Origin of the sequence: Vibrio algicola (assembly GCF_009601765.2) — a bacterium.
GTDB lineage: Bacteria > Pseudomonadota > Gammaproteobacteria > Enterobacterales > Vibrionaceae > Vibrio > Vibrio algicola.
This window is the reverse complement of the sequence record NZ_CP045699.1, coordinates 2,054,811-2,069,773: the sequence shown is the minus strand read 5'-3', so window position 1 is coordinate 2,069,773 and position 14,963 is coordinate 2,054,811. Positions and strand designations below refer to the sequence as shown.

The 14,963-nt window shown below is 44.2% G+C and carries 11 protein-coding genes; 7 read left to right on the top strand and 4 right to left on the bottom strand.

The window, feature by feature from the left end; genetic code table 11:
- Positions 1-89 precede the first annotated feature (89 nt).
- The 7 genes from GFB47_RS09390 (at position 90) to GFB47_RS09360 (ending at position 6,929) form a co-directional block, all read left to right on the top strand.
- Positions 90-461 (top strand): YacL family protein, encoded by a 372-nt coding sequence (locus tag GFB47_RS09390; protein ID WP_153447752.1) that lies wholly within the window; start codon positions 90-92, stop codon positions 459-461.
- Between the two features lie 225 nt (positions 462-686).
- Complete coding sequence (glnK, locus tag GFB47_RS09385; protein WP_153447751.1) at positions 687-1,025, top strand: P-II family nitrogen regulator; 339 nt, start codon at positions 687-689, stop codon at positions 1,023-1,025.
- Between the two features lie 112 nt (positions 1,026-1,137).
- Positions 1,138-2,367 carry an ammonium transporter gene (locus tag GFB47_RS09380; protein ID WP_153447750.1) on the top strand — a complete coding sequence of 410 codons (1,230 nt, stop codon included), beginning with the start codon at positions 1,138-1,140 and terminating at the stop codon, positions 2,365-2,367.
- Between the two features lie 256 nt (positions 2,368-2,623).
- Positions 2,624-3,637 (top strand): Fe(3+) ABC transporter substrate-binding protein, encoded by a 1,014-nt coding sequence (locus GFB47_RS09375; RefSeq protein ID WP_153447749.1) that lies wholly within the window; start codon positions 2,624-2,626, stop codon positions 3,635-3,637.
- A 119-nt stretch (positions 3,638-3,756) separates the two neighbouring features.
- A complete protein-coding gene (locus tag GFB47_RS09370; RefSeq protein WP_153447748.1) occupies positions 3,757-5,400 on the top strand; it encodes an ABC transporter permease in 1,644 nt (547 codons plus the stop codon).
- Positions 5,401-5,402: 2 nt separating this feature from the next.
- Positions 5,403-6,488 carry an ABC transporter ATP-binding protein gene (locus GFB47_RS09365; protein WP_153447747.1) on the top strand — a complete coding sequence of 362 codons (1,086 nt, stop codon included), beginning with the start codon at positions 5,403-5,405 and terminating at the stop codon, positions 6,486-6,488.
- A gap of 102 nt (positions 6,489-6,590) precedes the next feature.
- Positions 6,591-6,929, top strand: coding sequence for a HopJ type III effector protein (locus GFB47_RS09360; protein WP_153447746.1), 339 nt, complete (start codon positions 6,591-6,593; stop codon positions 6,927-6,929).
- A gap of 180 nt (positions 6,930-7,109) precedes the next feature.
- On the opposite strand, the gene emrD is transcribed toward GFB47_RS09360, so the two are convergent.
- From emrD to GFB47_RS09340, 4 genes are all read right to left on the bottom strand, one after another.
- Positions 7,110-8,315: a multidrug efflux MFS transporter EmrD gene (gene emrD, locus GFB47_RS09355; RefSeq protein WP_153447745.1), complete on the bottom strand. Its 1,206-nt coding sequence runs from the start codon at positions 8,313-8,315 to the stop codon at positions 7,110-7,112.
- A 736-nt stretch (positions 8,316-9,051) separates the two neighbouring features.
- Complete coding sequence (locus GFB47_RS09350) at positions 9,052-10,464, bottom strand: phosphoglucomutase/phosphomannomutase family protein (RefSeq protein ID WP_153447744.1); 1,413 nt, start codon at positions 10,462-10,464, stop codon at positions 9,052-9,054.
- 76 nt (positions 10,465-10,540) lie between these two features.
- Positions 10,541-12,946, bottom strand: coding sequence for a GH36-type glycosyl hydrolase domain-containing protein (locus tag GFB47_RS09345; protein WP_153447743.1), 2,406 nt, complete (start codon positions 12,944-12,946; stop codon positions 10,541-10,543).
- A 74-nt stretch (positions 12,947-13,020) separates the two neighbouring features.
- The gene (locus tag GFB47_RS09340) at positions 13,021-14,940 is read right to left on the bottom strand and encodes a beta-N-acetylhexosaminidase (protein WP_153447742.1); all 1,920 of its coding nucleotides are present in this window, start codon (positions 14,938-14,940) and stop codon (positions 13,021-13,023) included.
- Positions 14,941-14,963: the final 23 nt, after the last annotated feature.

Here is a 14,963-nt window from a genome sequence, read left to right as displayed (position 1 = left end):
TTATGTGATAAGGCGCATGATTATTGTGGTTATATCCAAGTTGTTGAGGGTATATCTGCTAATAACCCATTTGATTAGTAGAGGCAATTTTGGATTTCGAATTTAAGAAAAATACCTTAGACGGCAGTTATCGGGTGGTGTTTTCATCTGGGCACGAAGCCATTGGACATTGGTTAATTGAAGAGATCGGCACCGATGTCGATAAACTCGATGCTATCGTGCAACAACTTGGTGCACAAAAAAACATCAATCAAGAATGGCGACAATTAGGCAAGGATTGGACGCTATCGATTGAACAAAATGAAATTCATATCAGTGCTAACCATTTGTTAAATATGGACTCTGATGAAGAAGAAGAGTTCGATGATTCACTTTCGGCTTACGATGAAGAAAGTGTTTCTTGGTGCGGTATTGAAGATTTTGAACAAGTTTTGCAATCTTGGCGTGCATTTGTAAGCTAATAAACCACTAAATTAATAAACCCTCTTTTCCTATCTTGCCTCCGATCGTGAGGCGCTCGCACTATCATGGTGCATTCATTATTGAGTACTTCTCCCTCTGCGCTATCATTTTCTTATTTAACAGTGACTTAAAAAGTTGGCATGTAACTTGATTATGTTTTAAGCATTAACAGCCTATACCCAGATTAAGATGGGTGTAAATGCAGAACATGACGAGGGAATGCAATGAAACAGATTAACGCAATTATCAAACCATTTAAATTAGACGATGTCCGTGAAGCGCTAGCCGATGTGGGTATTGAAGGCATGACAGTGTCTGAAGTGAAAGGTTTCGGGCGTCAAAAAGGCCACACTGAATTATATCGTGGTGCGGAATACCAAGTGGACTTCCTACCTAAAGTGAAAATCGAAATCGCAACCCAAGCAGACAATGTGGATCGCGTGATTGAAGCCATCACTAAAGCGGCGCAAACCGGAAAAATTGGTGACGGTAAAATCTTTGTTTACGACCTAACTCATGCGGTACGTATTCGTACTGGTGAGACGGATGATGAAGCACTATAAGCCTTGTTACTCGTCTTGCTTGACGTTGTAGCTTTATTGAAACGCTCGCTACAAACATCAATGACTTGAGTATAAATTGCTAGCTTAAAATAGAACGATTGGAGAATTTAAAATGGAACTTTCAACCACAGTAGTAGAACTACGATACGCACTCGATACCTTTTTCTTCCTTATTTCAGGGGCGTTGGTGATGTGGATGGCAGCCGGTTTTGCCATGTTAGAAGCGGGGTTGGTTCGCTCTAAAAATACCACCGAAATCTTAACTAAAAACTTTGTGCTTTATGCTATTGCTTGTACGGTATTCCTATTAGTGGGTTACAACATAATGTACGTCGGCAATGATGAAGGCGGCTTTATTCCTTCTATTGGCGCATTAATTGGTACTCAAGCAGAAGGTGCAGACCATTCACTCGGATCGGATTTCTTCTTCCAAGTTGTGTTTGTTGCTACCGCAATGTCGGTGGTCTCTGGTGCGGTTGCTGAGCGTATGAAACTTTTCTCTTTCTTAGTCTTTGCGGTGGTTCTTACTGGCTTTATTTACCCAATGGAAGGTTACTGGACATGGGGTGGTGGTTTCCTAGCAGAAGCAGGATTTAGTGACTTTGCGGGTTCTGGTATTGTTCACTTAGCCGGCGCGGCTGCTGCACTAGCAGGTGTGTTACTACTTGGTGCTCGTAAAGGCAAATACGGTAAAAATGGCGACATTCATCCAATTCCAGGTTCAAGCATGCCGCTTGCAACATTAGGTACGTTTATCTTATGGATGGGTTGGTTTGGTTTTAACGGTGGCTCGCAACTTGCGCTTTCTAACTTTGAAAATGCCACTGCGGTAGGTCAAATTTTCTTAAACACCAATGCGGCTGCAGCAGCTGGTGCGATTGCTGCGCTGATTGTAGTTAAATCAATCTGGGGTAAAGCGGACCTTTCGATGATTCTTAACGGTGCATTAGCTGGCTTAGTCGCTATTACTGCCGACCCTCTTTCACCATCACCAGTCGCTGCCGTTCTGGTTGGTGGTGTCGCGGGTATCTTAGTGGTATTTAGTATTCTAGCGTTTGATAAAGTGAAGATTGATGATCCAGTAGGTGCACTATCGGTACACGGTGTCTGTGGTGTCTTCGGCCTAATGGTTGTGCCAATCAGTAACGCTGATGCAAGCTTTGGCGCTCAGTTGTTCGGCGCAGTGGTTATCTTTGCTTGGGTATTTGGTGCTAGCCTTGTGGTTTGGGGTATCATCAAAGCAACAATGGGTATCCGAGTATCAGAAGAAGAAGAAGTTGAAGGTATGGACATTCACGATTGTGGTGTCGTGGCTTACCCTGAGTTTTCTTCATCTAAATAAGTAATACTCGTCGTAATTGAAGCCGCAGCTTTGTTGGTCACTATGTCAACTATGTGATTAGGGTGAATAAACGTAGCCAACAACTCTGTAGCGCCAAGGATGAAAGATATTTACATTTAATTACAAAGCCCTGCTCGTTTGAGTGGGGCTTTTTGACATTTATCTATCCTGAGATATTGAGTTATTTAACAAACTCTATACAATAATCGCATTGATAACTATTATCACTTGCGTTTAACTTATTAAAGGATTGAATATGAAAAAGCTGTTTCTTGCTTCTGCCATTGCGGTCAGTGCGTTCTCACCCAGTGTTATGGCGGCAGACGAAGTAAATGTTTACTCTTATCGTCAGCCATTTCTTGTTGAACCAATGCTGAAGGAATTCACCAAAGAAACCGGCATTAAAGTGAATGTTAAGTTTGCCAAAGAAGGTTTAGCGGAAAAACTTAAGCAAGAAGGTGAATACAGCCCCGCAGATGTCGTGCTTACCGTTGATATTAGTCGTCTGGCTGAATTAACTAAAATGGATGTAGTGCAACCGGTGGATAGCAAGATCATTAATACCAATATCCCATCTCAATACCGTGATAAAGAAGGCGAATGGTTTGGCGTAACCACTCGTGCTCGCGCGGTTTATTCATCAAAAGATCGCATTGGTAAACTACCGGCTTCATTTGATTATTTGGATCTAGCTAAGCCTGAATTTAAAGGCAAGATTTGTACTCGTTCTGGTAAACATCCTTACAATGTTTCACTTGTTTCCGCCATGATTGCTCATTATGGTGAAGCGGAAACCAAAACTTGGTTAGAAGGTGTGAAATCTAACCTTGCTCGTAAGCCCCAAGGTAGCGATCGTGCTCAAGTTCAAGCGATCAAAGAAGGTCTATGTGATGTGTCTCTCGGCAACAGTTACTACCTAGGTAAAATGCTGAACGATAAAGATCAAAAAGCTTGGGCTGATGCAGTTTACATCAACTTCCCAGGTCAAGAAGCCAAAGGTACTCATGTGAATATCAGTGGTATGGCGATGGCGAAATACGCACCCAATAAAGACAATGCCGTTAAGTTAATGGAGTTTTTGTCGGGTGATGTGGCGCAAGGTATGTATGCACAAGACAACTTTGAATCACCAGTAAAATCGGGCGTGAAACGTTCAGATTTAGTGGCGTCATGGGGGGATTATAAAGCCGATACTTTATCTCTCGATGAGATTGCAGCGCATCATGCCGCGGCAATTAAACTGCTTGATGAAGTGAAGTTTGATCTTTAATCAGTGATTGCCCCCTTGAACTCGAGTTGCAGTGGACGTAAACCATTAAATGGTTAGCCAAGCTGCAGCTTGTAATGACATCGGGATCCTATTGACTTTCGACCTTTGAGTGGTAGGGAATGAAAGAACGATTTTTATTATGGAAAACCAGCAGTTGGGGCTTAACCTTGCTGCTGGTTTTGCCGATCCTGGCGATCTTCTATACCGCGCTATTTAATACTTCGCTGGGCAAAACCGACGATTTGTTTGCTCATCTATTTGCCACTGTTCTGCCGACCTACACTTATAATACCGTGGTTTTAGTGGCTGGCACTATGTTGCTGAGTGCAATATTTGGCGTGCCTGCCGCTTGGTTTATGGCGATGTGCAAAGTACCAGGTGAAAAGGTGCTGCAATGGGCATTAGTATTACCGTTGGCGATGCCAGGTTACATCGTGGGTTATATTTATACCGATTGGTTTGATGTGGCAGGGCCGATACAAATTCTATTACGAGATCTGACCGGTTGGCAGGTTCGCGCTTATTGGTTCCCCGATTTACGCACGCTTGCTGGCGCGATCACCATTTTAGCTTTAGTGCTTTATCCTTATGTTTACCTATTGGCTCGCGCGGCGTTTATGGAACAAAGTTCATCGCTGCTTCATTCTGCTCGCCTGTTAAAATGTACCCCTTGGCAAAGTTTCCGTCGAGTCTCATTACCTCTTGCTCGCCCAGCGATTGCGGTTGGTTTATCTTTAGTGGCGATGGAAGCGCTGGGCGATTATGGAACCATGAATTACTTTGCGGTGCGCACCTTAACCACCGCCGTTTATGATACTTGGCTCGGTTATTCTAACTTGACGGCAGCCGCCAAAATCTCCGCCATTATGTTGTTGGTGGTGGTGTTGCTATTAAGCCTAGAGCGTTACAGTCGTCGCAAGCAAAAACGTTTTCAAACTCAATTTTCTAGCCATGAAGATAATCGTTATACATTAACTGGAGGCAAAAAATGGCTGGTTTCATTTTGGTGCTGGGGGTTAGTGTGTGCAGGTTTCTTATTTCCGATCATTCAATTAGGCGATTATGCCAAACGCTATTTTAGTCGCAGTTGGTCCACTGAATTCACCACTTACGCCATCAATAGCTTATATGTTTCCTTTAGCGTTGCGATAACCGCTGTGTGCGTAGCTTTGGTGGTTAATTTTTATCGCCGCTTATCCAATGATTCGAATAACAGCGCTTTGCCGATGCGATTAGCCTCACTGGGTTATGCGGTTCCGGGCACGGTGCTGGCGATTGGTATTATGGTGGCAGTATTAACCTTAGATCATAGCGTGAATGATATTGCAAAATTGATGGACTGGAGACGACCTGGCTTGATTTTCTCCGGCACTATGTTCGCGTTAGTATTTGCATTAACCGTGCGTTTTTCGGCGGTGGCGATTGGCAGTATTGAAAGCGGATTAAGCAAAGTATCACCAAGCTTGGATATGGCGGCGCGCACTATGGGATGCAACACCAATCAAATGTTACGCCGAGTTCATCTGCCGTTGGTGTCGCGCGGCGCACTGATCGCCGGTTTACTGGTATTTATTGAGTCGATGAAAGAGCTCAACGCCTCTTTGCTGTTACGGCCTTTTAATTTTGAAACTTTAGCCACTTATGTTTATAACTTTGCTTCTGATGAGCAATTAGAAATGGCGGCACTGCCTGCTATTTTATTGATCTTAGTGGGATTGATCCCGTTAATCTTAGTTAACCGTTCATTGGAAAAGGCGCATTAATAATGTCAGGTAATGCTCAATACTCAAACCAAAACCAACACACAGCCTCTCAAGCGGCATTAACCATTCGCAATCTTACTTGCTGTTACGATGATCAATCAAGTACTCAAGCGGTACTTGAAGATCTCAACTTAACGGTAGAAAAAGGCGAGATCGTCTGTCTCCTTGGTGCTAGCGGTTGTGGCAAAACCACGCTACTAAAAGCGATTGCCGGATTGCTGCCATTATCAAAAGGCAACATGACCTTGGCCAATACCGTGATCGACAATGGTGACACTTGGTTGCCGCCAGAGTCTCGTAATATCGGCTTGATCTTCCAAGACTATGCGCTGTTTCCACATTTAACCGTGAGTGAAAATGTGGCGTTTGGCTTAACCGATTTGAATAAAATAGAGCAAGCTGAGGTGGTAGAAAGCATGCTCGAATTGGTGCATTTATCCGGTTTAAATGATCGCTATCCGCATCAATTATCCGGTGGACAGCAACAACGTGTCGCCATCGCTCGCTCGCTGGCTTATAAACCGGATTTATTATTATTGGATGAGCCGTTCTCCAATATCGATACTCAAGTTCGCCATGATCTTATTCGTGATATTCGCTCGATTTTTAAGAAGCAGGGCGTGACCGCAATTTTTGTGACTCACAGTCGTGAAGAGGCGTTTGCCTTTTCCGATAAAATGGCGGTCATGAATCACGGCGTGATCGAGCAATTTGGTAGCGCGGCGCAGCTTTACTACCAACCGTCGAGTCAGTTTGTGGCTAATTTCTTAGGTGGCGGTGCTTATTTACCCGCAATCAAAGGAGTCGAAAACCGTTTTGATAGCGTATTAGGCATACTTGAAGTTATGGGTTCTAATGTGCGAGAAGGACAGGCCTGTGAGATTTTATTGCGCCCACAACAAGTGATGATCCACGCTGATGCCGAGGGGGATATTCAAGTGATTGAGCAACAATTTATGGGTGATCATTGCCGCTATATGATCGATGTGCAAGGGGTGAAATTACTCGCTCAAGCCAATCAACTACTCGATGTTGGCCAAAGTGTCAGTGTGGCGGTTGATACTAGCTCCGCAGTGGTGTTTGGCTAGTTCTTTATTTGAAATGATGAGTTACAGTGATTTCTCGAACTCTGTTTTATCTAATGTTAAGCTTGAGATATTAATTCAATGCTTATAAAAGGAATGCAGTAGATGGAATTAACCGAATTTGTACACCAAGTAACGACCGAACCTTTATCGGTTGAATTTGAACAGACCATTAGTGTGATTGATGGAAACTTTACCTTTACGCCAACGGCATTTAAAAATGGTGAAGTGGAGAATGATGCGGGGCAGAATAATGGCTCTTGCAAGATCTTTGCTTTTGCGCAAATGCATAACCTGACTGAAGCGCAAACCTTGGCATGTTTTGGCAAGTTTTATCGTCAAGATGTATTGGAACATCCAGAAAATGAAGATCATCAAAATATTCGTAATTTCATCACACATGGTTGGGCGGGGATCGAGTTTGCAGCGCCGGCTTTAAAGTAGATTTGAATTTTGGGCGATAAATAATACCCATTCCATTTAATTTTTGATCAATTTGAATACGCCGAAAAGACGCGGCTCCATCCTTGGTCGCTGATTAAATTGTTGGAATTGACATAACAAAGCCACACTCGATTGCTCGAGTGCGGCTTTGTTGTTTGAATGGATATACTCAAATCACGATTAAACCGCAGATCCCAAAGAATCGGGTGAGATTGGGGTTTTGTTGACTCGATGCAAACCAATCACAGCTAATAAAGACATGGTTAACATCAATGCCCCTAATGGCAGTTGATTTTGCGCCGGGATCATCGCGGCAACCAATGTGGCAAGCCCCGCGCCAAAATTTTGAAAACCGCCTAATATCGCACCAGCAGTACCCGCGTGATGTGGAAATGGAGAGATAGCACCAGTGGTCGCCGCCGGGAATAACACCCCAGCGCCTAAGAAATAAATGGTTGCGCCGCCAACTAGCGTTAATGCATTGGTGTAACCAAATACGCCTGGAATAAAGATCACCAAAGAACCAATCGCAATGGCGACTAAGCCAAAATTAAGCGCTCGTTTTTCTGAATGACGAGAGGCAACCCAACTCGACATTGCCGCGCCTAATAAATAACCAGGGATCGGCACAATAAATAATAAACTCACTGTGGTGGCGGCAAGTTTCAATTTGCCCGCTAATAGTACGCCCGCCGCCGCTTCAAATAATGCTACACCAGCAAAGGTTGCGACTAAACATAACAGGTAACCTTGAAACTGACGACTACTGAGCACATAACGATAGCTTGTGCTAACCGAATCATAACGACGAGATTCTTTTGGTAGCGTTTCTTTCATGTGAGTAAACATGATGATAGTCACGCCAATACTAAATAGAGCTAAGAATAAGTAACTACCACGCCAGTTAAACGCTTCGGTTAAGTAGCCACCTAATAAAGGCGCAACTAAAGGCGAGAACATTAAACACATGCTAATTAAGCTGTTAACCTTATGCAGTTGCGCACCAGAAAAACAATCACGGGTTAAGGTGCGAGCCATTGCGCCGCCACAACCAATTCCCATGCCTTGGATAAAGCTGCCAACTAGAAATAAACTAAAGTTATGCGAAAAAAGGGCAATAACTGAGCCGGTAATATAAATGCTCAGGCCGACTAAAATAATCGGGCGACGACCAAAGCGATCAGATAATGGGCCGTAGATAAATTGTGATAAGCCATAAGGGATCAAGTAACACGCCATAACCGCTTGCATTGAGGCTGCCGATACATGGAATTCATGCGCCATATAGCCCATTGATGGGACATACATGGTTTGCGTCATTTGTCCGACCGCCGCTAAAATGGCGATCAAAAAGGTTAGTTTGATAAAACTAAGCGGCGCAGACATGCAATCTCTCCTGGGTTAATAACAATAATTTAAGCAAAATAGGGTGAAATAAAGCCGGTTGAAAAGTGACCTTATTGATGGCGAGAATAGTAGTGTTAATACACAATTTCGGCAATCTAAATGTGACTAAGTTTGCAAGATCAAAATCGAGGTAATGGATTAGTTATTCTAATGCCTTATTCCCTTCCTTTAGCCAATATATTGATGTTTAGTGTCGAGCTCACCGCTAAGGGAGGGTTGTTGTATTGATAATACTCGTTTCGGAGTCATCTTCTTATTACATTTAACCTCACTTTGTTTGTTCATCGGCTAGCCTTCGGCGACCAACCTTTTTTCAACAGCCAAAAAAGGTGGCAAAAAGGCCGCCGCTAAAAATTTTGTTATCTTGGATGGACTTGGTCTTTTTGTTAACGGCTTCAAGAGGACATCCATGCCCTCAAGAAGCCTAATCGTCATCCATGACGATTTACACAAAAAAACCAGCGCCCAACCAAGCAAAATTTAGGCGGAATTATCCCAATCCTAATTAATTTTAATACGCTGAAAAAATGCGGTCCCATCCTTGGTCGCTTGAGAAAAGGCCGTCCATTGCCTTTTACACTTCTATCTGTATTCAATTTTGATCGGTAAGTAAATTGTTAAAATGGGGGTAAACTCGCTTTCTGTTAGTTAAAACAAAAAAAAGAGATCGCAGCTTTCACTGTGATCTTTTTTAGAAGTAAGTTTGCTGGCTATTTTATAGCGCTAAAAATGCTTTCATCTGGGCGACGATTTTTTCTGCGGTTGGCTTGTCTTCCATTTCCGAGAAAATACGCAGTAGTGGTTCAGTGCCAGAGAAGCGGGCAATGACCCAGCCGCCATTTTTGAAGTAGACTTTAGCGCCATCTTCATAACTGACTTTCTCTACTTCATATTCAAATTCAGGTAGAATTTTTTCCACATAAATTTTGTTGTATAACGTGTCTTTTTGCGCAGGCTTAAAGGTGCAATCGCCTTCCGCTGTGTAGGCATAACCATAACGAGCGTAAATCTCATCCAGCATCTCAGATAACTTCTTGCCAGTTACACTGATAAGCTCGACCAATAAGCTAGAGGCAAATACGCCATCTTTGCCTTTAATGTGGCCGCGAATGGTTAAGCCGCCCGAGCTTTCACCACCAATCAGTGAATCGTCGGCTTCCATTTGGCTACTGATGTGCTTAAAGCCTACTGGAACCTCAAAGCTCTTTTCGCCATGATCGGCTGCGATTTTATCCAACAGGTGGGTGGTAGCAATGTTCCGTACTACCGAGCCTTTCCAGCCTTTGTACTCAAGTAAGTAGTAATACAGCAGCATTAGCACTTCATTTGGGTGGATAAAGTTGCCTTTCTCATCGATGATGCCTAAGCGATCCGCATCGCCATCGGTACCAATACCAATGTCATAACCTTCCGCTGCCACTAAGTGCTTTAAACGGTATAAGGTTGCAGCATTGGGTGATGGCATTAAACCGCCGAAAGAAGGGTTTTCGCCATCGTTGATCACATCCACATCACAACGACCATTGATCAATACCGTTTGCAGCGCATTTTTCGCCACCCCAAACATAGGATCAATCAGTACGCGTAAGTTGGCTTTTTTAATCGCTTCAATATCAATAAAGTTGATCACTGAATCAACAAAATCGTTCATTGGATTAATGATGACCACTTTGCCTGTTCCGATCGCGTCTTCAAATTCGACCCGTTTGACATCGCTTGCGGTTAAGCCAGCAATTTGAGTTTCAATTTTTTCGGTGATGATTTCATCGGCATCACGCCCGCCTTCGATAAACACTTTAATGCCGTTATAGTCGGCTGGGTTATGGGACGCGGTAATACAAGCTGAATAAATACAGCCCATTTTGTTGCATTGAAACATCACAATCGGGGTTGGGACAAAGCGATTAATAAAGCTCACCGTAATGCCATTAGCGGCTAATACTTCGGCGAACCATGTTGCAGCTTTATCGGATAAAAAGCGGCGGTCATAGCCAATAACAAAGCCTTTATCGACCGCATTTTCATTGATCATGATGTTGGCAACAGCTTGAGCGACGAGGCGAACATTGGCTTGGGTAAATTCTTCCCCAATAAATGAGCGCCAGCCGCCAGTTCCAAATTTGATCATAACGATATCCTTAAAATGTAATTGTTCAGCGTCATCCCAAAAATGCTAATGATCGGGATGACGATGTTTTTTAGCTCTAGCCCATTACCACCACAACGTCATGCACGCTGCCATCCGCTTGAGTTGGGATCGCGCCTTCGATTGCTACGCCATTCAAAGTGATGGATTTCACCCCTTTGCTGACATTATCTGGGTTTTGTACTGTGATGTTGAAAGTCGCACCACGCCATTGACGAGTCACTTCAAATCCAGGCCAATCGGTTGGAATACATGGGTCAATGTTTAAGCCTTCAAAACCTAAGCTCACGCCTAAGATAAAGTTGGTTACCGCAAAGTAAGCCCAGCCAGAAGTACCGGTTAACCACGGGTGGTTTGCTCGGCCATGATCTTGATGATCGCGTCCCATCACGAATTGAACGTATGAATACGGTTCAGCAATGCGTTTTTCGATCATTTCATTTTGGTTGTAAGGATTAAGCGCGTCGTAGAACTTCATCGCTTTATCGCCACGGCCTAATTTGGCTTCTGCTACCCATGCCCAAGGGTTTGGATGAGAGAAGATCGCGCCGTTTTCTTTTACGCCCTGATACACACGAGTGACAAAACCAATGTCATCATTTGGAGTAGAGAAAGACGGAGAGTTTAAGTGCAAGCCGTAAGGAGAGTATAAGTGCTCATCGACCGAATCCATCGCACGCTCGCCACGTTCTTGCGATACGGCGCCCGACAAGACAGCGAGCGTGTTTGACTCTAAGTGAATACGACCTTCGGTTTGTTGCGCCGTGCCGATTTTGTCGCCATCTTTGGTTAGGCCGCGAATGTACCAACCACCTTCGTCATCCCACAGGTGAGTTTCACATGCTTGGCGTACGCCTTCTGCCATGGTGGTGTAAGTATCGACATCGTCGTTTTTGCCTAGGTATTTAGCGAGGTCGATGAATTCTTGTAGCGCCCAGTAATGCAGGAAAGACACCATAGAAGACTCGCCGCCACCTAAGTTTAAGCAGTCGTTCCAATCGGCGCGTAGGCCTTTACAAATACCGGTGTTGCCGACATATTGAGCCGAGAAATCCAGCGCCGCTTTCATGTGATCGTAAACGCTAGCGTTGCCACCATCCGCGTAAGGAATTTGCTCATCAAAGAATGACTCTTCGCCGGTTTCCATCACATATTTACAGATGGTTGGGACGATCCATAAATGATCATCTGAACAAGTATCTTCAATGCCGTGGATCTTATCTTCATCACTTGGGGTCGGAACCACAGTTGGAGATTTAGACGGTTTAACATCAGCTTTTTCCGGATCAAACCAATCAGGATCAAATAAGTGCAGACCATAACCAGCTTTCACTTGGCCGCGCAGTAAGTCAACCAAACGCTTACGAGTCATTTCAGGATTGGAATGCGGAACTGAAATTGCATCTTGGGCGGTATCACGGTAACCCAGACCAGTACGACCACCGACTTCGATAAAGGAAGCAAAACGCGACCACACCACACAAGTTTCTGCTTGGTATAGAGTCCAAGTGTTGATCATGGTATCTAAGCCTTGGTTTGGCGATTTCACTTGGAACTTGTTACAACGCTCATCCCAGTGGGCTTTAATGCCAGCGAAAGCCGCATCGACATTTGCCAGATCTTGGTATTTAGTACGCAATTTCTCGCCGTTACCTTTACCAATACCTAAGATATACGCAAAGCGAACTTCTTCATCCGGTTGGATAACAAATTGCTTATGCAACGAGCCACAATGGTTGTAACAGGTTTGGGCTGAATTTGAACACTTGCCTTGTTCTACCGCGATTGGGTTGGCTTCATCGCGGTATAAACCTAAGAAATTATCACGTTGACCATCGTATGAATCTGGGTCGAACGTAGAAGCGAGGTAGTAAAAACCTTCCTGCTCATTGGTGTTGTAATAAAGGTCATATTCCAACACGCCGTCTTTGTATTCAGTACCGGCTGAGTACAATGACATTTGATGGTTTTGGTTGTCGGATTGAATGTGGCTAAAGGAGAATTCAACAAACGAGAACGTACTGATGGTGCGTGGTTTGTCGCTGGTGTTTTTGATCACCACATCCCACACTTCTGCGTCTTCACCTTTTGGTACAAACAAGGTTTTAGTGGCGGTGATGCCGTTGTACTCACACTTAAATTTAGAGTAAGACAAGCCGTGACGCACTTCGTAGCTTGCTTCATCGAGGCTTTTTGCTACTGGCTGCCATGAGATTGACCAGTAATCTCCGGTTTCATCATCGCGTAAATAGACATAATGTCCAGGGCGATCAAATGACGCGTTAGGGCGAAACTTAGTGACACGATTATGCTCTGGTGAGTTATAGAAAGAGTAACCACCTGCATTGTGAGAAATAACCGTACAGAACTTTTCTGTGCCTAAATAATTGGTCCATGGTGCAGGCACGTCTGGACGAGTGATGACATATTCACGATTGTCATTGTCGAAAAAGCCGTATTTCATTTTCTCTTCCTTAATCAAAATTCTTACTTAAAATTAAAAATATCCCCCGTATTACCTAGGGGATAAACAGCTGATCAGTTTAGTGATTTAAATTTTACCCCTTGGCGCGATAACGTTGGTGTATGGCCATGTAAACGCGCTAAAAAGTCTTGCCAATTACGGTTTTGTTTTTCGGTCCAACACGCTTCCGCTATGGCCAGAAGTCGTGGGAAAAGCATGTACTCCATGCGCTCTGGGGTGTCGATGATCTCGCACCATAAACCGCATTGAATACCGAAAATGTGTTGGCGGACAGGGTCATGACTGTCTAGCTGAGATAAAGGCTCATAGCTGTATGATTTCTCAAGCGGTGTCACCCCAGCCCAATCGACGCCCATTTCTTCTGCGCCATGGTCTTGTACGATGTCGAGGTAGGTAAATTGCGCGGGTTGCAAAATGACATCGAAGCCATTGCTGGCACAATGCAAACCGGCGTCTTCACTTAACCAAGAGCAAATAATGGTGTCTTTGCTAACTTTATCGCCATGCTGAACTTCTTCCCAACCGAGCATGCGCTTGCCTAGTGATTTGAGTTTATTTTCCGCGTGGCGTAATAAGTGTCCTTGCAACTCTTTAGGGTCGGTATAGCCTTGCGAAGCCATTAACGCTTGGCATTTCGGGCTTTGAGTCCATACCCCTTCTGGTACTTCATCGCCACCAATGTGAACCAAAGGCGATGGGAATAAATCGGCGATCTCTTCTAATACGGTGTCGATAAAGGTGTAGGTGCCTTGTAGGGCAGGGGATAACACGTTATCGGTGTAGTATTGAATGCTGCGATATTGCGATTGATCTTCGGCATCAACTAATAAATGCGGCAATGATTTAATCGCGGCGCGGCAGTGACCTGGAATGTCGATCTCAGGGATCACTGTGATATTGCGCTCAGCGGCATAACGGATAACCTCGCGGATTTGGTCTTGGCTGTAAAAGCCGCCATAGGTCTCGCTTAAGTGAGAATACTGCGGCTCGATTGGCGTTTTTAGTCCGCGCCATGCCCCAATGTCGGTGAGCTGTGGCAACGCTTTGATCTCCACTCGCCAACCTTCATCATCGGTTAAGTGCCAATGAAAGGCGTTAAACTTGTATTTGGCCAATTGATTGATCAAGCGCTTAACTTGCTCGACGGTGTGGAAATGACGAGCACAGTCGAGCATCATGCCTCGGTGCTCAAAGCGCGGTTTATCTTGAATTAAAGTGCAAGGCAATTGCTGGCTGTTGGCATCAAATTGGTTGCTGATCAATTGCAGTAAGCTGGTGGCAGCATACATAAAACCACTGCTTGAGTTGGCTTCAAGTAATATTTGCTGAGCTTGAATTTCTAATTTGTATTCACCTTCGGCAAGGGTTGGCGTAGTCACAAAACAGACGTTGCCTTGGCTGCTTTTTTTTATCGGAAAGTCAGTAACTTGGCTGAGTTCATCGGCGAGCCATACCAAAGCGGACTGAGCGTAACTGCTGTGTGCTTGAAAGGTGATTGGCGTTTCTAAATTAAAGTATCCGGTTTGCGCTTCAATAAACTGAGGGGCTGGGATCACGCCATTTAAGTTGGCAGTAACCACAGGAAGCGAAATGCGTCTCTTTGGACTGGATGAAAGGGCGATCGGGGTGACCACCACATTAAGTGTTTGGGTGATGCCATCTTTGACCATTTGAATAAAGGCATCATCAAACCCGTCATCAAGTAATTGGAAAGGCGCAGTATTGGTACCAAATTCAACATAATACGAATTATTAGCTTGTAAGGTTACGCCTTGTGGTGGGGTAAAAACACAATAACCTCCCACTTGCTTAATCTGACCTTGAGTTAACGTTTGTGGCTGAATATAGCGTCGAAAACTGACATGAATACTCCAATCATGTAGATCATGATCACTTAGATTATGCAGCGTTAAACCAAAACGAGAGTAGTTGGTTTGTTGTTCGATAACAGCAAGATCAATTCGGTAATTCATATTCCCACCTTTTGCGGTGTTAT

Excerpts from the sequence above, each read along its gene's own strand:
- glnK (WP_153447751.1), top strand. The coding sequence starts at position 687 with ATGAAACAGATTAACGCAATTATCAAACCATTTAAATTAGACGATGTC.
- GFB47_RS09380 (WP_153447750.1), top strand. The coding sequence starts at position 1,138 with ATGGAACTTTCAACCACAGTAGTAGAACTACGATACGCACTCGATACC.
- GFB47_RS09375 (WP_153447749.1), top strand. The coding sequence starts at position 2,624 with ATGAAAAAGCTGTTTCTTGCTTCTGCCATTGCGGTCAGTGCGTTCTCA.
- GFB47_RS09370 (WP_153447748.1), top strand. The coding sequence starts at position 3,757 with ATGAAAGAACGATTTTTATTATGGAAAACCAGCAGTTGGGGCTTAACC.
- GFB47_RS09365 (WP_153447747.1), top strand. The coding sequence starts at position 5,403 with ATGTCAGGTAATGCTCAATACTCAAACCAAAACCAACACACAGCCTCT.
- GFB47_RS09360 (WP_153447746.1), top strand. The coding sequence starts at position 6,591 with ATGGAATTAACCGAATTTGTACACCAAGTAACGACCGAACCTTTATCG.
- emrD (WP_153447745.1), bottom strand. The coding sequence starts at position 8,315 with ATGTCTGCGCCGCTTAGTTTTATCAAACTAACCTTTTTGATCGCCATT.
- GFB47_RS09350 (WP_153447744.1), bottom strand. The coding sequence starts at position 10,464 with ATGATCAAATTTGGAACTGGCGGCTGGCGCTCATTTATTGGGGAAGAA.
- GFB47_RS09345 (WP_153447743.1), bottom strand. The coding sequence starts at position 12,946 with ATGAAATACGGCTTTTTCGACAATGACAATCGTGAATATGTCATCACT.
- GFB47_RS09340 (WP_153447742.1), bottom strand. The coding sequence starts at position 14,940 with ATGAATTACCGAATTGATCTTGCTGTTATCGAACAACAAACCAACTAC.